The sequence below is a fragment of the Acidimicrobiia bacterium genome (assembly GCA_029210695.1).
Lineage (GTDB): Bacteria > Actinomycetota > Acidimicrobiia > Spongiisociales > JAHEDJ01 > JAHEDJ01.
On sequence record JARGFH010000065.1, the window covers coordinates 1 to 18,068 of the forward strand.

At 62.6% G+C, this 18,068-nt stretch carries 15 protein-coding genes and 1 pseudogene; 8 read left to right on the top strand and 8 right to left on the bottom strand.

Annotated elements, in window-relative coordinates:
• Positions 1-96 precede the first annotated feature (96 nt).
• Positions 97-291 (top strand): annotated as a pseudogene (locus P1T08_15780) (HIT family hydrolase).
• A gap of 77 nt (positions 292-368) precedes the next feature.
• Here the strand turns inward: P1T08_15780 and P1T08_15785 are convergent.
• Together P1T08_15785 and nifJ are read right to left on the bottom strand one after the other, a co-directional pair.
• Positions 369-1,379 (bottom strand): dihydroorotate dehydrogenase-like protein, encoded by a 1,011-nt coding sequence (locus P1T08_15785; protein ID MDF1597539.1) that lies wholly within the window; start codon positions 1,377-1,379, stop codon positions 369-371.
• On the bottom strand, positions 1,376-4,963 hold the full coding sequence (nifJ, locus tag P1T08_15790) for a pyruvate:ferredoxin (flavodoxin) oxidoreductase (protein MDF1597540.1): 3,588 nt from the start codon (positions 4,961-4,963) through the stop codon (positions 1,376-1,378). The genes P1T08_15785 and nifJ overlap by 4 nt, the downstream gene beginning before the upstream one ends.
• A gap of 403 nt (positions 4,964-5,366) precedes the next feature.
• On the opposite strand from nifJ, the gene P1T08_15795 reads away from it, so the two are divergent.
• The 6 genes from P1T08_15795 to P1T08_15820 all read left to right on the top strand — a co-directional run bounded on the left by P1T08_15795 (position 5,367) and on the right by P1T08_15820 (position 10,725).
• A complete protein-coding gene (locus P1T08_15795) occupies positions 5,367-5,864 on the top strand; it encodes a flavodoxin domain-containing protein (protein ID MDF1597541.1) in 498 nt (165 codons plus the stop codon).
• A 39-nt stretch (positions 5,865-5,903) separates the two neighbouring features.
• A complete protein-coding gene (locus P1T08_15800) occupies positions 5,904-6,356 on the top strand; it encodes a MarR family transcriptional regulator (protein ID MDF1597542.1) in 453 nt (150 codons plus the stop codon).
• A gap of 170 nt (positions 6,357-6,526) precedes the next feature.
• A complete protein-coding gene (locus P1T08_15805) occupies positions 6,527-7,291 on the top strand; it encodes a class III extradiol ring-cleavage dioxygenase (GenBank protein ID MDF1597543.1) in 765 nt (254 codons plus the stop codon).
• 680 nt (positions 7,292-7,971) lie between these two features.
• Complete coding sequence (locus P1T08_15810; protein MDF1597544.1) at positions 7,972-9,429, top strand: MFS transporter; 1,458 nt, start codon at positions 7,972-7,974, stop codon at positions 9,427-9,429.
• 94 nt (positions 9,430-9,523) lie between these two features.
• Entirely contained in the window at positions 9,524-10,162 is a 639-nt protein-coding gene (locus P1T08_15815) for a hypothetical protein (protein MDF1597545.1), read from the top strand.
• Between the two features lie 134 nt (positions 10,163-10,296).
• Entirely contained in the window at positions 10,297-10,725 is a 429-nt protein-coding gene (locus P1T08_15820) for a nitroreductase/quinone reductase family protein (protein MDF1597546.1), read from the top strand.
• On the opposite strand, the gene P1T08_15825 is transcribed toward P1T08_15820, so the two are convergent.
• The 6 genes from P1T08_15825 to P1T08_15850 form a co-directional block, all read right to left on the bottom strand.
• Positions 10,715-11,878 carry an alpha/beta hydrolase gene (locus P1T08_15825; GenBank protein MDF1597547.1) on the bottom strand — a complete coding sequence of 388 codons (1,164 nt, stop codon included), beginning with the start codon at positions 11,876-11,878 and terminating at the stop codon, positions 10,715-10,717. The genes P1T08_15820 and P1T08_15825 overlap by 11 nt on opposite strands.
• A 125-nt stretch (positions 11,879-12,003) precedes the next feature.
• Positions 12,004-13,257, bottom strand: a complete 1,254-nt coding sequence (locus P1T08_15830; protein ID MDF1597548.1) for a DUF222 domain-containing protein — start codon at positions 13,255-13,257, stop codon at positions 12,004-12,006.
• A 130-nt stretch (positions 13,258-13,387) separates the two neighbouring features.
• Complete coding sequence (locus tag P1T08_15835) at positions 13,388-14,413, bottom strand: DUF4325 domain-containing protein (GenBank protein ID MDF1597549.1); 1,026 nt, start codon at positions 14,411-14,413, stop codon at positions 13,388-13,390.
• Between the two features lie 131 nt (positions 14,414-14,544).
• On the bottom strand, positions 14,545-15,360 hold the full coding sequence (locus P1T08_15840) for an ABC transporter ATP-binding protein (protein ID MDF1597550.1): 816 nt from the start codon (positions 15,358-15,360) through the stop codon (positions 14,545-14,547).
• Positions 15,357-16,421, bottom strand: coding sequence for an iron ABC transporter permease (locus P1T08_15845; GenBank protein MDF1597551.1), 1,065 nt, complete (start codon positions 16,419-16,421; stop codon positions 15,357-15,359). Before P1T08_15845 ends, P1T08_15840 begins: the two co-directional genes overlap by 4 nt.
• Entirely contained in the window at positions 16,418-17,392 is a 975-nt protein-coding gene (locus P1T08_15850) for a helical backbone metal receptor (protein ID MDF1597552.1), read from the bottom strand. The genes P1T08_15845 and P1T08_15850 overlap by 4 nt, the downstream gene beginning before the upstream one ends.
• A gap of 327 nt (positions 17,393-17,719) precedes the next feature.
• Here P1T08_15850 and P1T08_15855 point away from each other — a divergent pair, with 327 nt between their 5' ends.
• The gene (locus P1T08_15855) at positions 17,720-17,998 is read left to right on the top strand and encodes a hypothetical protein (GenBank protein MDF1597553.1); all 279 of its coding nucleotides are present in this window, start codon (positions 17,720-17,722) and stop codon (positions 17,996-17,998) included.
• Positions 17,999-18,068 lie beyond the last annotated feature (70 nt).

Genomic DNA, 18,068 nt, shown 5'->3' on the forward strand with positions numbered 1-18,068 from the left:
CGGACCTGACCGAACCCCAACCCGGTCCCATCACACTGGCGAACCGGTGGTCCCATCAAGCTGGCGAGCGACACCGAAGCCGCGCTGATCGCCGCCATGCGGCCGTCGGGATTCAACCTCGGGGCCAACCTGGGAAGGGTGGCCGGCGCCGGAATTCCCGATCACCTCCATTTCCATCTCGTGCCGCGCTGGTCGGGCGACACCAATTTCATGACCGCCACCGCTGGCACCCGGGTTTTACCGGAAGCACTGGAAGAAACCTGGGCAAACGTGAGGGCAGCGCTCGAGTAGCCGACCCCCACACTGTTTCTGCGCAATGCAATGGTGTGTTTTCGATACACAGCATTGCGGAGAAAAGTCTTGGTCGGCTACCTCATCGGTCGGGCGAAGGTCACCAGCGTCTTCATGTAGTTGCCGCGCTCGAAGGCTTCGGGATCGGGCGATGAAGCCTGGCTCATCGATCCCTTCATCTGCCGCACGGATTCATACTCGTTGACCTCGAGCCACGACCTCAGTCCTTCCAGAGCTTCGGTGAGCCGTTCCGGACCGTGGCGCAACAGCGCCGAGGCCATCATCGTGACATCCGCACCGGCCAGCAGCAGCTTGATCACGTCCTCTGCCGTGTGTACACCGCTCGTAACTGCCATCGATCCGAGCACCTGGCCCTTGAGGATCGCCGTCCACCGCAGCGGCAGGCGCAGCTCATCCGAGGTCGAGAGCCGGAGGTTCGGTTTCACTTCCAACTCGTCGAGATCGATGTCGGGCTGATAGAAGCGGTTGAACAGCACAAGGCCGTCGGCACCGGCGTCGATCAACCTCGTCGCCATGTTCGGAATGGAACTGAAGAACGGACCGACCTTGACCGCCAAAGGAATCGAGATCGACGCCTTCAGTGCGGCGACCAGGTCGAGGTACTGCTGCTCGACCTCTACCCCGGTCGTATCTGGATCCGTCGGGATCATGTAGACGTTGAGTTCGAGCGCATCGGCACCCGCTTCTTCCATCAGCTTGCCGTAGCGGAGCCATCCACCGATTGACGTCCCGTTCAGGCTGGCGATAACGGGGATCTCGAGGTGTTCCTTCGCATCGCGGATGAGTTTCAGATACTCGCCGGGACCGGTGTTGTAGTCATCGAGAGTCGGGAAGTATCCGCCGACCGCTTCCCCGAAGCTCTCCGCGTGCAACTCGGCAAGTGCCAGCGCCTGCTGCTCGTCGTGCGCGATCTGCTCCTCAAACAGGGACCACAGCACCACCGCCGACGCTCCCGCCTCCTCGAGTCGCTGGAGTGAAGCGAGGTTGCCCGTCATCGGAGAAGCGGATGGAACGATCGGGTGGGCCAGATCGAGCCCCAGATACCTGGTCGTCAAATCGACACTCATGCCTGGACCTCCTCCTCTTCTTCCTCAGGGACCAGTCGGTCCACCTCCGCCAGTTGCTCGTAGAGATGCCAGCGATTGTTGATGTCGTCCTGTGCAAGTCCGAACAGGCGCTCCGCTTCCTCAGGCTTCGTTCTGGCCAGCATGGCGTAGCGAGCCTCTTGCATGGCGAACTCCGTGAATGGGATCTTCGGCGCCCGGCTGTCGAGGTGGAACGAACGTTTGCCCTCGGCCTCGGCGGTCGGATCGAACCGGTAGAGAGGCCAGTAGCCGCTCTCGACGGCCTCTTTCTGGTGGCTCATTCCGGTTTCCATGTCGATGCCGTGTGCAATGCACTGGCTGTAGGCGATGATCAGCGACGTTCCCGGATACGCCTCGGCCTCGGCGAACGCCTTGACCGTCTGCGTGTTGTTGGCGCCGACCGCGATCTGCGCCACATACACGTTGCCGTATGCCTGGGCGATCATGCCCAGATCCTTCTTACCGGTCGGCTTCCCGCCCGCTGCAAACTTGGCTACCGCACCGCGCGGTGTGGCCTTGGAGGCCTGGCCGCCGGTGTTGGAGTAGACCTCGGTGTCGAGTACCAGGATGTTGACGTTGCGGCCGGAGGCAAACACGTGATCGAGGCCACCGAAGCCAATGTCGTAGGCCCAGCCGTCCCCTCCGACGATCCAGATGCTCTTGTGAGCCAGGGTGTCGATGCCGGCCAGCAGGCGGCGTGCTTCGGTCGAGTCGATGTCGGCGAGGAGTTTCTTGGCGTGTCCGATCCGTTCCCGCTGGACCGCCAACCCCGCTTCGTCGATGTCTGCGACTCCGGCGATAAGTCCGGCCACCAAGTCATCACCCAGCTCTCCTGCGAAGTGGTTGACGAGCACTTTGGCATCTTCCACTGCCTGGTCCTGGGCGAGCCGGAGACCGAGTCCGAACTCGGCGTTGTCCTCGAAGAGGCTGTTGGCCCAGGACGGACCCCGCCCATCGGCGTTCGTCGTGTACGGCGTGGTGGGCAGGTTGCCTCCGTAGATCGAAGAGCAGCCCGTCGCGTTGGCGATGGAGACCCGATCCCCGAACATCTGCGTCATGAGCTTGATGTAAGGCGTTTCACCACATCCGGCACATGCTCCTGAGAACTCGAAGAGCGGCTCAGCCATCTGGCTGCCCTTGACCGTGTCGAGGCGCACCTCGGTCCGATCGGGTTCCGGCAGACTCAGGAAGAAATCGAAGTTCGCCTGCTCAACGTCGAGGTGGTCGTCCTTCGGCATCATGTTGATGGACTTGTGCTTGACCTCTTCCTTCGACTTGGCGGGGCAGACATCCACACACACCCCGCAACCCGTGCAATCCTCGGGCGCCACCTGAATCGTCAACAGTTGGCCGGGCATCTCGCGGCTGCGGTACTCCTTGGACAAGAAGGTATCCGGAGCTCCTGACAGGAACGCCGGGTCGTATACCTTCATGCGAATTGCCGCGTGCGGACAAACGAGGGCACATTTGGCGCAGTCGATGCAGATATCCGGATCCCAGATCGGGATGTCCAGCGCGATCGACCGCTTCTCGAACTTGGTCGTGCCGGTCGGGAACGTTCCGTCTACGGGCAGCGCAGACACGGGCAGCAGATCGCCTTTCCCCTCGATCATCATGGCCGTCACCCGTTGCACGAAGTCGGGGGCCGTCTCCGGAACTGGAGCCGGCCGCAGGAAGTCCGAATCGGCCACAGCCGGAACCTCGACCTTCTGGAGCGCGGCAATCGACGCGTCGACGGCCGCGAAGTTCCGATCGAGCACCGTCTGTCCGAACTTGCCGTAACTCTTCTGGATTGCCTTCTTGATCTCGGCAATGGCTTGCTCGGGCGGAAGTATTCCGGCCAGGTTGAAGAAGCAAGTCTGAAGGACCGTGTTGATGCGGCCGCCCAGACCGACCTCCCTGGCGACTTTGACGCCATCGACGACATAGAAGCTGATGTTCTTGGCGATGATCGCCGCCTGGGTCTCCCGCGGCAGCTTGTCCCAGACCTCATCTGCTTCGAACGGGCTGTTGAGCAGGAAGGTCGCCCCTTCCTGCGCCACCTCCAACACGGCCATCTTCTCAAGGAAGTTGAACTGATGGCAGGCAACGAAGTTCGCTCGGGTGATCTCGTAGGTCGACGTGATCGGACGGGGACCGAACCGCAGGTGCGAAACTGTGGTTGCCCCCGATTTCTTCGAGTCGTAGACGAAATGCCCCTGCGCGAAGAGCTCGGTGTTCTCACCGATGATCTTCACCGAGTTCTTGTTGGCTCCGACGGTTCCGTCGGCACCGAGCCCGAAGAACACAGCCCGCACCACGTCATCGGGTTCGGTGTTGAGTTCTTCGGTGACGTCGAGACTGAGATGAGTGACGTCGTCGACAATGCCAACGGTGAAGTGGACCTTCGGGTCGTCCTTCTCCAATTCCGCGAATATCGCGGCAACCATCGACGGAGTGAACTCCTTCGAGGACAATCCGTAGCGGCCACCGATCACACGCGGGAACCGATCCCATGCAACGTTTCCGGCTGCTGTCTGTTCAACGATGGCGGTAATGACGTCCTGATAGAGCGGTTCGCCGAGCGCTCCCGGCTCCTTGGTGCGATCCAGCACAGCGATCGACTTGGTGCTGGCGGGCAACGCGGCAATGAGTGCTTCGGCAGAGAACGGCCGGTACAAACGGACCTTCACGATGCCGACCTTCTCGCCGCGATCAACGAGGGCCTGCACGGCCTCCTCGGAAGCGCCGATCCCCGAACCCATCAAGATCACGACACGCTCGGCATCGGGGGCGCCTACATAGTCGAACAGGTGATACTGGCGGCCCACCACCTCGGCGAACCGATCCATCGTCGTTTGAACGATGTCCGGCACTGCCAGGTAGTACGGATTGCATGCTTCTCGAGCCTGGAAGAACACATCAGGGTTCTGTGCGGTTCCCCGAATAACGGGAGCGTCGGGACTGAGCCGGCGGAGGCGGTGCGCAGCAACGAGTTCGTCATCGAGCATTGCCCGCAGGTCGTCATCGCTCAGTTCCTCGATCTTGGCGACTTCGTGGGACGTGCGGAATCCATCGAAGAAATGCAGGAACGGAACCCGGCTCTGCAGCGTGGCCGACTGGGCGATCAGCGCCAAGTCATGGGCTTCCTGGACCGACGAGGAGGCCAGCAACGAGTAGCCGGTCGCCCGGGTTGCCATCACATCGCTGTGATCGCCGAAGATCGAGAGCGCGTGGGTCGCCAGAGTCCTAGCCGCCACGTGAATGACGGATGAGAGCAACTCGCCGGCGATTTTGTACATGTTCGGGATCTTGAGAAGGAGTCCCTGTGAAGCAGTGAAGCTGGTAGCCAGTGCTCCACCCTGCAGCGCTCCGTGGAGTGTGCCGGCTGCACCGGCCTCGCTCTGCATTTCAACGACCTCTGGGATCGTTCCATAGATATTCGTGCGGCCCTGCGCCGACCAATCGTCGGACAGCTCACCCATCGGCGATGCGGGGGTGATGGGATAAATGGCAATGACTTCGTTGGTCCTAAACGCAACGGAAGCGGCCGCTTCATTGCCGTCAAGGGTGACGACGCGTCCCACTCCGGGTCCTTCCTGTCGTGATCAACTCGCATCTTGGCACAACTTCGGGAATCGGGCAGGGGCTGTGGTCAGTTACGAGTCAGAAATGGGCCATATGAATAGGCGGCGTCGGAGGCGCGGTTTGAAGGTTCTGGGTCATAGGTTCTGGGTCATAGGTTCTGGGTCATAGGTTCTGGGTCATAGGTTCTGGGTCATAGGTTCTGAGTCGTAGGTTCTGGGCCATAGGTTGGGCCAGCAATTCCGTGATGCCCAGAGCAGAACCCACAACCTAAAACCTAGAACCCTTGCAGGTCGCACATCCCGCTCCAGCTCCCAGACCCCTCTCGCTGAGTGGGTCCGTTCGACTCTGGACAACGCCGACTGGATTCGCGATGTTGAGAGCTAGTTTCCAAGGAGGCAACACGTGCATGTACTCATCGCCTACGGCACAAAGATGGGTGGCACCAAGGAGATCGCTAAGCGGATCGCAGACACGCTCTCGGCCGAGAAATTCACCGTGACCTTGCGCGACGCCAAGGAGATGACACACCCCGAGGAATTCGACGCCGTGGTGCTCGGAAGCGCCATCTATGCAATGCGCTGGCGCCGACCGGCGATTCGATTGTTGAAGGATCTGAATCGAGCAGCGTTCACCCGCCCCGTCTGGCTCTTCCATACCGGACCGCTGGGCGACGACGAGGCGAACGATCCGCAGGACTTCCCTCCCAATGTCGAAAAACTGGCCACCGGCCTCGATGTGCGGGGTCGTATCACATTCGGTGGACGTCTCCCGGATGACGCCACCGGTTTCATCGCCAGATCGATGGTGAAACAGGGGCGGGCGGGAGATTGGCGGGATTTCTCCCAGATCGAAGTGTGGGCGAAGGAAATCGCCAGCACCCTGGGTCAGGCGAAGGCATAGTTTCGCGTCTATTGAAGCGTCAAGTAGCCTCCATGGGTGATGACGCAGTGGCTGAACGAAACCGAAGCGCGAGCTTGGCGAGCACTGATCACGCTCGTCCTCGTTGAGCTTCCCAAGCTCGAATCCACATTCAGTTCATTTGACCTGCTCCACGTCGAGTACGGGCTCCTGGTTGCCCTCAGCGAGTCACCAGACGACGCATTGCGCATGAGTGATCTAGCTGAAGCAGCCAACCTGTCGCAAAGCCGCCTGTCCCACCGCATGCGCAGGCTGGTCGAGCGGGGTTTGATCGAACAGCGTCCCTGCTCCGAAGACAGACGCGTCACTTACGCCGCGCTCACACCGTCCGGCCGGGCCCTCATCGAGGAGGCCGCCCCCCACCACGTCGCGGATGTTCGTTCGATGATCTTCGATTCGCTCACCGAGGATCAGACCGTCGCGCTGGCGGACGCTCTGGAAGCGATTGTGTCGTCGAAGACGCAGAGCGCGTAGTCCCCGCCGCCACCCACACGACGACCATCGGCCGGGATGGCCCGCACGCGGATTGTCGACCGCGCGAACCGACCGCCTTCATTACTTGACGCTTCATGCATAGCCGGATACCGTATCGCAAATAAAGTTGAAGGGTCAAGCAACTAGTGAGCTCGATACACAGCAAACGGATGCCCGTCGGGTTCATCGGACACGGCAACCCTTTGTCGGTAGCCAGCGAGAGCCGGACGGCCCCGTGGTCGGCATGGTCGCGACAACTCCCCCGCCCCTCCTCGATCCTCGTCGTTTCTGCCCATTGGGAAGACACGCCGGTGACGATCGGAAGAACAACCGACCATGAGGAACTGCTCTACGACTTCGGGGGGTTTCCGGAGTTCATGTACAACCTCCAGTATCCGGCTCCCGGCGCACCGGGACTCGCCGACCGCGTCGAGGAGCTCCTGGCAGGAAACGTGCCGGTCCGCCGGTCTGTTCGTCCGCTCGACCACGGTGCATGGATACCGTTGATGAAGATGTGGCCGGATGCCGAGATCCCTGTGTTGCAGATCTCGATGCCAATCGACATGGACGAGGACCATCTCTACGACCTCGGGCGCGAACTCGCCCCGCTGAGAGACGAAGGTGTGTTCATCCTCGGGACGGGCAACCTGGTCCACGACATACGCGCAGCTTCGTTCCATTCGGACCCGACCCCGCCCGGGTATGCAGCGGGGTTCGACACCTGGGTGGCGGATTCACTTGCCGCCCGGGACGATCGCTCCCTCATCGGCTGGCGTGAGCGCGCCCCCGAGGCGTTGCGCTCGCATCCGAGCGCCGAGCACTACCGCCCCATTCTCGTTGCTGCCGGCGCCGCCCCCGGGGAGTCTCCGCGTTTCCCCGTTGAGGGTTTCGAACACGGAACTATCAGCCGCCGCTCCGTGGAGTTCGATTCGTAGGAACCGAACAACGCTGTTTTGCCCCCTCTGCCTCGAGAACTCGGCATCTCCCCCACGTACCGTGGGAGAGAAACGCGATAGAGGCTGCGTCGAGGAAACTGCGCGTTCTCCCACCACCGACCCCCGGTAGAGACACTTTCGCTACCTAGCCGAAACAACACGTTCTCCCACCACCGGGGCGACGGGAGTCCCAAAGGGAGCGGAGCAACCGGAGGGGAGGGGGGCCGGTACACAAGCCCCCTCTGCCTCGAGGACTCGGCATCTCCCCCACGTACCGTGGGAGAGAAACGCGATAGAGGATGCGGCGAGGAAACTGGGCGTTCTTCCACCACCGAGGCCCGGAAGAAACGCGTTCGCGGTGCCTAGCCGAAACAGCACGTTCTCCCACCGCCGGGGCGGGGGGAGTCCCGAGTCTTCGAGGGGAGGGGGGCCGGCGCACAAGCCCCCTCTGCCTCGAGGACTCGGCATCTCCACCACGTACCGTGGGAGAGAAACGCGATAGAGGATGCGGCGAGGAAACTGGGCGTTCCCCCACCGCCCACACTCGGGAGGAACGCGATCGGGTGTCCGTGTGAAACAACGCGTTCTCCCACCGCTGGGGCGGGGGGAGTCCCGAGTCTTCGAGGGGAGGGGGGCCCGGGGACGACGGGAGGATGCCGGGGAGGTCCTATCCTCGGGTCGTGTCCGAACCGTCCGGCGTTCTCTCTCGACAGCTCCTCCCGGCCTCGATTGCCATCTTCACGACGGTTGCCCTCGTAGCCTTCGAGGGGCTGGCGGTTGCCGCGGCACTCCCGCAATTGGCCGCCGACCTTGGGGGCGTCGGGCTCCTCCCCTGGACGATCACCGGTTTCCTCCTCACCTCCGGGATCGCCACGGCGATCTCAGGTCCCCTCGTCGACGGCGTGGGCGCCCGCACGATGTTCCGATGGGCGGTGGGGATCTTCGTCTCGGCGAGCATGGCCGCCGCACTCGCCCCAACCATGCACTTGATGGTCGCAGCCCGCATTGTGCAGGGCGCCGGTGGGGGCATGATCTCGGCCGTCGGGATCGCCGCCGTCGGGCTCGTCTACCCACGTCATCTGGTCGGCAGGGCCTTCGCTGCCAATGCAACCGTGTGGGGAGTGATGAGCGTGGCAGCACCGGCCATCGCCGCCTTGATGCTCACCGTCCTCAACTGGCGATGGATATTCCTCGTAAACCTCCCCCTGGGCTTGGCAGCCCTCATGGCGGGGTGGCGGGTACTGCCCGGACCGGCCGGTCGGCGTGACGGCCGCGTCGACTGGCTCGGAGCGGCCATGGTTGGGACCGTCACCATCGGAATGGCGATGGCGGTCGATCGCCTGGACTGGACCTCGCTGGCCTGGCTGGCCGCCGTGGCGATCGCAGCCTCGCTGTACGTGCGCCATGCCCGGCATCACGAGGCTCCGATTGTGCGTCTCGAGCATCTCATTCGCCAGCCGTATGCCGGGCTCGCGCTTGGAATCGGCCTCATGGTCGCAGGCGCCATCGCCGCCGAGACCTACATCCCGCTCTATGTGCGAGGAGCTCTCGGGGCCGGACCGGCCCTCACCGCCTGGTCGGTGCTCTTCTTCACCCTGGGATGGACGACCGGCGCCAACATCTCCGGACGACTCATGGGTCGAATGGCGGAGTCATCACTCACGGTCGGAGGGTTTGGCATCACGATCCCTGCCCTGGTGAGCCTCTGGGGTGTGGTCACCTTCGACCTGCCCACCGCCTTCGTGTTCGTGTGCCTCTACTTCGCCGGCACCGGCGTTGGGACATCGACGAACTCGGGGCTCACATTGCTCCGCACCGCAACTCCCGACGACCAACTGGGCAGAGTGACCGCGGCTCACCAGGTGGCGCGCGCCCAGGGCTTCACTATTGGAGCGGCGCTGGGCGGATCGGTGATCTTGCTGGCGGTGGCCCGTGTGGTCCCCGACCTCGACGTCGTTCGCCAACTGCTCGCCGGTGAATCCGCAGATATCACGTCGGCAGCCGCTCAGGGTATCGCCGATGGTTTCGCGTTGACGGCCCTCGTTGGAGCCGGGGTCGTCCTGGCCGGACTCCCGGCGATACTGAGGCTGCGGAAGTACCTGGCGCCCGCCCGGGCCGAGAAGCGAGAAAACAGGTAGCGATCGAGGCTGACACGTCGGACAGGATCAGGGCTTATGGCTCTAGCCGAATCGATGGGGAGGTTGGCACAATCTTCATGAGTGAGGTGATCTCATGTTTTGGCGTGTACTTCTCTGCCTTCTCGTCACGTGTACCGCGGCCGGCTGTGGCGATGGGGATCAGGTCGGGGCCGGACCGTCCACCACTCTGCCGGAGCCAACCACGACGATCCCATCAACCACCACGACAGTGGCCAATACAACCACGACGCTGGACGTCACCACAACCAGCGCAGTCGACCTCTGTCCTACACCTGCCATCGTCGCCAACCTGAGCTACGACCACGACATCTCACAGGATCCCCCTGGCTCTCACCTTGTGGCACATGTCTCCGGGTCGGTGGTCCTAATCGTCGGCTCACAGGGTGTGGAGACCTCCGCACCGGGAGCCCTGACCGCCACACTGACCGGCGTGATGGGAGACGAATGTGTCATGGAGGGATCCGGGAGTGTTGGTGTCACGATCACGGGATCGTGTGACGGCGGAGTCTTGACCATGCAGGTGACCGAGGTCTACTACCAGGAGGGCTCCCTCACCGTCACCTGTAAGGACGGGTCGAGCACGACCGATATCCCATCGTCCACAACGGTCCACGATCTGACGATGGAACTCAAAGATGGCGACACGGTTGAACAACCGTTCATGGGTGCGATGGGTTCCGGCACCTATCGATGGACGCTCACACTGCCGTAGCGCCACCCACCCGAACCGTTCCGCTATCCGGCTGATCGCCACGGCCCGGTGGGAGGGAGTCCACGGGCCGGGACAGAAAAGAACCCCGTCGTCGACCACCTAGCGTATCCGCGACAGCTGCCGGGAAGGACACCGTGGAGGACAACAACCGCAAGATGATGCGCCTTCAGTGGAAGGCCCATAAGCTCGCATGGAACTTGTCGGGTGGCCGATTGGGTCGCCGCGTCACCGGGATGCCCGTGCTGGAACTAGTCACGATCGGTCGCAAATCCGGCGAGGAACGCCAGATCCTCATCTCCTACGTCGATGACAGCGGGACGCCGGCCATCATCGGCACGAACGCCGGGAAGGACGCCGACCCTGCCTGGGTGTTGAACCTGCGTGCCAACCCGAATGCCCGAGCACGCTGGGACGGCAAGTGGCGCCAGGTCACTGCGGTCGAACTCACCGGAGAAGATCATCAGCACGTTTGGAACAAGGCACTTGCCGCCAACTCCGGCTTTCAGACCTACAAAATGCGATTGACCCGACCGGTCCCGATCATCCGCCTGATCACCGGTTGACGAATGCGACGATGGCGTCGATGACCTCGGGAGCGACGGCCCTACCGATGTCTGACGGTGTGATGGCGGTCGGGTCGGATTCAGATACGCAGTTGAGGGCATGGGTTACACAGGGGAGGATTTGCACCTCGTATTCCGCATCGACGCCGGCGAGGTACTCGGCCCAAGCTTGCGCTTCGGTCGGGGCGACGTTCCAGTCGAGCTCGCCGTTGATCACCAGAAGGGGTTGTGTCATCCGGAACGCCGCCGACAGTGAACGCTCGTGCAGGTCGAACCAACTCCGCCAGAAGCCTGCGCTAACACCGGCCACCGGGTCATCGCTTCCGGATCGGATATCGGCCAACCCGTTGACCATGTCCACCAGCGACGATACCGAGGGTGAGGCCAGCGCCTCTGCCTCGTCCATCCCGAACTGCCCGAGCAAGTCAACGGTGAAATCGAGTTGGGCTGTGATGCTCTCGTCAATCGAGCGGTATGGGCCGGCGAGCATGATCCCGCCGGCTAAATCAGGATCCGCTTCGAGCATCAGCGTGATGAACTGTGCACCCTGGCTGTGGCCGATGATGCTGATGCTGCTCGCCTCGACCTCCGTACGTTGTCGCAGGAAATCGACCGCCGCCTTGGCGTCATTCATGAATACCTCAACCGTCAGATCCCCAGCCGGCAATGGGTAGTCGTTGTCTGCGCAGCCATTGAAGGGACCGCAGCTTCGTTTGTCGTAGGTCAGAACCGCCAACCCGTTCTCCTGGAGAGCCGCGGCGATTTCTGCAAACACCGGTATCTCAAAGCCGAACGCCATGTTCAGTTGACCCGGAAGTGGCGTGTCACGGCTCTGGGGACCGCTGCCGTGGATCAGCACGACTGCGGGTGCAGGCTGCTCGCCGGCCGGCAGTCGCAGTGTCCCGACCAGATCGAGGCCGTCAGCAGGGATAGTCACCTCAACCGATCGCATGAGCGCGGCGCCGGCCGTGGATGTCGACGGGAGCGATGGGCCGACAGAATCCTGGGTAGTGGTGGACGTCGGGGCGACCTCCGGCCGGGTGATCGCGGTGCCCGCCGCCGGGGTCGTCGGGGTTGCGGTCACAGTGGTCGTCGCCGTTCCGCTGCACGCCGCAAATACCAACGTCGATAGGCCCAGAATCCAGATCCTCATATGAGTGAATGCTATCCACAGGCCGCACCCGACCTAGGCAGATCGTTTCGTTGCTTTCTCGGCTCCGAGAGATCCTCTGAGATAGAGGAGGTCGTTTCGGGAAAGAGAGCAAGTCGCTCTTCTACCTAAGGTGGCCTGCCGCTGGTGGTGTATGCGTGCCCAAGTCGGCTGGTCCAGCGGAAGTCGCCATTGGCGAGAGGTTCGTAGCTCCACCCACAGTGGTGCCGATTGCAGTGATCGTGACGGCAAAGAGACGCCAGGTTGCAGGTTTCAGTGGCCCCACCTTCCGACCAGGGGACGCGATGGTCGAGATCGCTGTCGATTGCCGGCATCCGACAACCCGGGAAGACGCATGTGCGATTGCGGGCCTCAACGTGCCTCCGTTGCCCTGCTGCCGGGCGACGCCGCGTGGTGCCGGTATGGACTGGCCGCCCGGAATCAGGATCGGTCACTGTGAACTGCCAGGTGCCAAGCCTCTGCCGTTCCGTGACCTGGCGGGCGATGTCGGCCACCACAGGGCCATAGCCGGCCAGGTCGCCGGCAGAATCGGACAAGTTCATCAGTGTTTCGAGATCAACCTGAATGTCCACCACTCCCCTGCCGGCACCTCCGACAACCCCGCCGGAAGAGCCTTCGAGCAATTCCAGGAAGACATCAGCCCGCAGCTGGTCCATCGACCGTGCCTCTCCTTTGGTCTTGAGCCGACGAGCTAGTCGGTTGATCCGTCGACTGATTGCCACAGCTCTATCGGGAGGCAAGTCCATCCCTCGCAGTTCGGCCGTCCCGGTGGGATTGGCTTCCAGGACGATCCGCCGATCCTCAACCGCCTCCTCATAGACCCGTTCTGCGTCTTCGGGATCGGCTTCCAAACACAGTTTGGCGATGGCCGCACGTAGCTGGCCGGTGGTCAACATCGGCGCTGTTGCGACAATCCGACCGGCCACAATCCGAGCGACATACTCATTCAGATGGCTGGTGGTCGAAGCAATCACTCGCGCTTTGCGCACATCGATGTCACCTCGAGCTAGGGCCTGCCATACCTGCGGAAGGCGCTGCCGGGTGTCTAATGCCAGGTCGAGTTCTGTCTCGGCTGCCCGACGAGTCAACATCAGGGCAGCCCGAATCTCAGTGGCAGCAGAGCGGTGAGCCAGCTCGAAATCGTCATCCAGATCGTGCATGAGATCCGAAATCGAAGCCATCGCCTGAAAAGTCTGGGCTTGGTAGTGCGAGGCCATCCGCTGGAAAGCCTTCAACGCCACCACTCGATCGTGGCCGGACAATCGGTCCACTTCAGTCCGATTCAAAACGGCAGCCAGGAAAGGACCGGGTTCTATCTGGTCCAAATCCATCGGTATGGCTTCACGCTCGCTGTCGAACATATGTTCGATTTTAGCAAATCGAACGACAGAAACAAGAGGTTTGTAATAGATTACAGTGCGAAGACGGTCGAGTTTGTCTGCAGTCCCCTCTCTGATTCGCGGCAGACCACTGATGGCCAGGCCCTCGTGATCAGCGGTCGGACCACATCCCACGCGCCTGGTCGACCAGGAACGCCACCTGTTCATTCATGTGGACCGGCTCAATGGTCACGGTCGGGTTCTGGGTTCGGTAGACGCGAAACACTTCGTCGGCGAATCCCTGGCCAATGTTCTCGACATTGGCGAAGTCGAGGATGATCACCCGAAACTGTTGCTTGCCGGCCAGAAGTTCACGGGCAGCGGATCTGGTTGCGTAGTTGTCGGTTGCCGCAGCGACACTCACTGGAATAGAGGTCACCGTGAACTGCGGGATGCCATCATCGTCCACGCGGCTGTAGTACTCGAACAAGGCGGGGAGGGATCTGGTCGTTGCTGAGTCGAGCGTCCACCGCACGATCGTCCCGGGCACGGCGTTGATGCGAGTGACAGTTGAGTCACCAGCCACGTTGTCGACTTGCCAGGCCAGTGTTCCTGACCCGATGCTGAAGTGGTCGACTGCCCGGGCTGAGAAGAAGATGCCTTGGCCGGTGTGGTTGTCGGGGTCGGTTGTGTAGGTACCGCTCTGGAGCCGCAGCAGGCTGGCGTGGTGATCGGCCAGTCCCTCCATGTCGGCGATGTGCTGAAAGATCCCGACTCCATAATCCTGGACCGAGATTCCGACAGACCTACCCGTCGCGCGACGGGTGATAGTCAGGTTCTGTGAGCCGGAGTGGTCGAGAACGTTGTTAACCATTTCTCCGAACACGTATTCGTGTATCCCCCTGGCCCCAACCGATGAGTCCTGGTCCAGCAAATCAGCCCGGAGATCGTTCCAAAGCCGGTGCTCGGCCACCATTTCGTCGAGAGGGACTTCCCAACGATGGTCGTATGGACTGCGGTATCTGACGGAGCGCCCCCTACTCGGTCCAACGAGTTCGGCATCACCAGCGTCCATGAGAGCACGCAGGTGATACAGGACGGCCGGGCGCGTCAGCCCGGTGGCCTCCAGAAGCTCGGCCATGGTGACCGAGTCGCGGGCTTCGAGCGTGCGGTGAATCAGGTCTCGAGTTTTGGACACGTTCTTTTACATTTTGACATTACAGAGAAGAATAGGCTCTAATAGTCAAAATGTAAACATCTCGGTGTCTCCATGATTGGGGCCGGGGCTGTCCAGTTGATTCATCGCCCAGAGTCGTGTGTGTTCTGGCCTCAAGGAATCCCCCCGGGAAGGTCCACGGTGCCATTCTGGCGATCCTGGCGCCGCGGAACGACTGCCACCTCTCCCCCACCGAGTTCGATGATCCGGACCGAGGCCCCGTAGAGGCTGCGAATGTTCTCGACGGTGAGAACCTCCCGGGGATCGCCGGCGGCCCGAATCACGCCCCCGCCCAGGAGCACGAGACGATCGCAGTACTGGGCGGCCAGGGTCAGATCGTGCAAAGCGCTGACCACCGTGAGCGACTCCTCACGGCGAAGTTCGTCGACCAACTCGAGGACCTGCTGCTGATGCCCGACGTCGAGGGCACTGGTCGGTTCGTCGAGCAACAGGATCGGCGCTCGCTGGGCAAGAGACCTGGCTAATGCGACCTGCTGCGACTCGCCACCTGAGAGTGAACCGAGCGTCCGAAACGACAGAGCGCCGAGTTCCAGCCGCTCGAGGACGTCTACCACCACCTGGAGGTCCGCTTTGCCCTCGACCCCGAAGTAGGAGATATGCGGCGTGCGACCGAGTAGCACGTAGTCGAAGACGGTCATGTCGACCGGCAGATTCGGTCGCTGAGCGACGGCGGCGATCGCCCGGGAACGCTCCGCCGAGCTCATCGCCCTGACATTGCGACCGCCGATCTCGACCTCCCCACGAACCGTGACCGTTCCCACCACCGCCCGCAAGAGCGTGGTCTTGCCAGACCCGTTGGGTCCAACCAAGCCAAGCCACCCGCCACGCTCGACCCCGAGATCGATGCCTTTCAAGACCTCGGTTCCGTTGTACCGAACCCGAAGATCGCGCAGGGACAGCGCCGTCATCGCATTCTCCTGGTTGATCGCATCACCACGGCGAAGAAGGGCGCACCGAGAAAGGCGGTCACCACCCCGATCGGTAGCTCGGCAGGCGACATCACCGAACGGGCGACCAGGTCGGCGGCAACGAGGAAGGCCCCTCCGAACAAGGCAGAGAGCGGGATGATGACCCGATAGCTCCAACCCGTGAGCAACCGGACGGCATGCGGGACGATAATGCCGACGAAGCCGATCAGTCCCGAAACCGCCACTGCGGCCGCAGTTCCAAGGCTGGCGGCGACAACCACAGTGGCTCGCACCCTGCCGGTAGACACGCCGAGGCTTCTCGACTCCTCCTCGCCCACCGCCAGGACGTCTAGCAATCTCCTGTGCAGGAAGATCACGATCGTGGCCAGCCCGGCGTATGGGAGGGCCAGCAGAACCTCGCTCCACCCCAGGGTGCTGATGGACCCGAGTATCCACGAGTACACCTCCCGCAGCGTGTCGGTGTTCCTCTGCTGGATGAACGTCTGCAGCGCGGTCAAGAACGAGGCCACCGCCACTCCGGCCAGGATGAGGGCGGCGTTGCTGCGATCACCGAGCGTACGACCGACTCCGTAGGTCAAGCCGACTCCCACGAGCGAACCGGCGAACGCCGCGATCGGAAGCAACGCCACGGGTCCGATTGCCGCCCCGGGCGCCAGTACGAACGCCAGCGTGGCGCCGAAGCCTGCCCCTGCCGCAACGCCGAGGAGGTAGGGATCGGCGAGGGGATTGCGGAATACGCCTTGATAGGCGGCGCCCGAGATCGCCAGCGCTGCTCCCACGATTGCCCCGAGCACGACTCGCGGCAGCCGCAACTGCCAGAGAATGTCTAGTTGCGTCTCGGTCAATCCATGAGGAACATCGAGAAAGGGCAGCCCGTCGCCGAGTGCTCGCAGCACGTCGTTCACCTCGAGCCCGGCCGGTCCAATCAGCAGCCCGGCCAGACCGGCAGCCAGCAGCACAGATACCCCGGCTGCGACCTGACCCCACCGCGGCCGCGCCGCCCGGGGCAGGTCCGGCCCAACGACGAGAGTGCTATTCATCCGCCTGCCCGGAGCTCGGCCACGTTGGCCGCCACCGACGCCAGAAACTCGATGGTGCGCGGACCCCAGCGGGAGGCGATGTCATCGTCGACTACCACGACCGAACCCGTCTGCACTGCAGAGATGTTCTCCCAGCCGGGTCGAGCGGCCACCGACTCGAGCGACTCCCCGCAACAGTCGGTCACGAAGATGAGATCGGGATCCGCCGAGACGATGTGCTCGACAGAGAGCTGCGGGTAACCGAACCCATCGACGTCGGCCGGGTCGGCGATGTTGACCAACCCGAGCAGCGAGTACACGTGTCCGATGAAGGTCGACGAGGTCACCGAGTAGAAAGTCGGATCGAGTTCGTGGTAGTAGGTGAGCGGCTCGTCCATGACCGGCAGTCCGGCGACAATCGACTCGAGATCTACCGCCAGCAACTCGACCAGCTCGGCCGCCTCAGTGCGGTGGCCCGTCGCCGCTCCGATCTGATCGATCTGGGTGAACACCTCGTCGATGGTGAGGACCGCCGGCATGAGCAGGACCGGGATGTTCAGCGCTCCCAGCGTCGCCACCATGTCTTCGATGTCATTCGAGATGATGACCAGATCTGGCTCGTAGGCTGCAATCGCCTCGAAGTTGGGCGTGAACCCGGAGAGGTCCGTGACGGGGGCGTTGACCGGGAAGGTCGAGTATTCGTCCACCGCGATCACCTGATCCCCCGCACCGACCGCAAAGAGCATCTCGGTGGCCGTGGGAGAGAGCGAGACGATCGCCGAAGGACGCTGCTCCAGGACCACCGGACCGTTTCCGGCCTGGATCGTGACCGGGAATGCCACCGCGATCGACACGGCCGTCGTTTCGGCAGTTGTCGCCGGGGTCGATGGAACCGTGGTGCCGGGCCGATCGTCGCCCGCATTCGAACCGGTGCACGACGCCGCGAGCAACACCAGTCCGACCAGAGCGGACATCCTCTTGAGAAACAACACATCCTCCGTGACTGGAGGATGAAGGTGGCTTCGGTGACCTGGAAACCAGGTCACGAACACTGCCTTCACCCGAGACTTGTTCGTGGCCGTTGAGTCAGGCGTCCTGGCTCGTTCCCCGTAGGGACTTCACAGTTGCGGGACAGCATCGGGATTGCACCGAATTTCGCTGGCCTCGACGGCATCCGGACGGTTGCGCCGGACAGGGTGAGTATAGCCCTACCGCCATCGAGCCGGGCCGCCGCTCGTCCCTCTCCTCACACAGGGTTCGGCGATCGAGCAGGTCAACCCCGCCCAACGCTCGACTCGCTCAGATGGCACAATGGAAACATGGCGGTCAGTCGCGCAGAGAGACGAAGCGACCGGAGGCGGCGGGTAGAGGAGGTCTTCGGTGAAGACCTTGCTCCAATCGCACTCGATCTCCTGGAACTCACCGAGCTCGCCTGGCATGACTGCTACGGAGAGATCACACCTTCCGAAGACATGATCGAAGCGATGCTCGTGCTCAGCGAGGGACGCATCGAGCGCCTCATCGAGGCGGCGCGGCTGGGTGTTGTGGACTGGCGAGATCTCAAGGTGGCGGCCGACGCGTTTCGCAACCGCGCCTAATGGGGGTCTACGGGGCTTCTGCGGTTGTGGGAGTCTTGTGGCTGAGCCTGCTGGCCGGTGAGCACTGCCG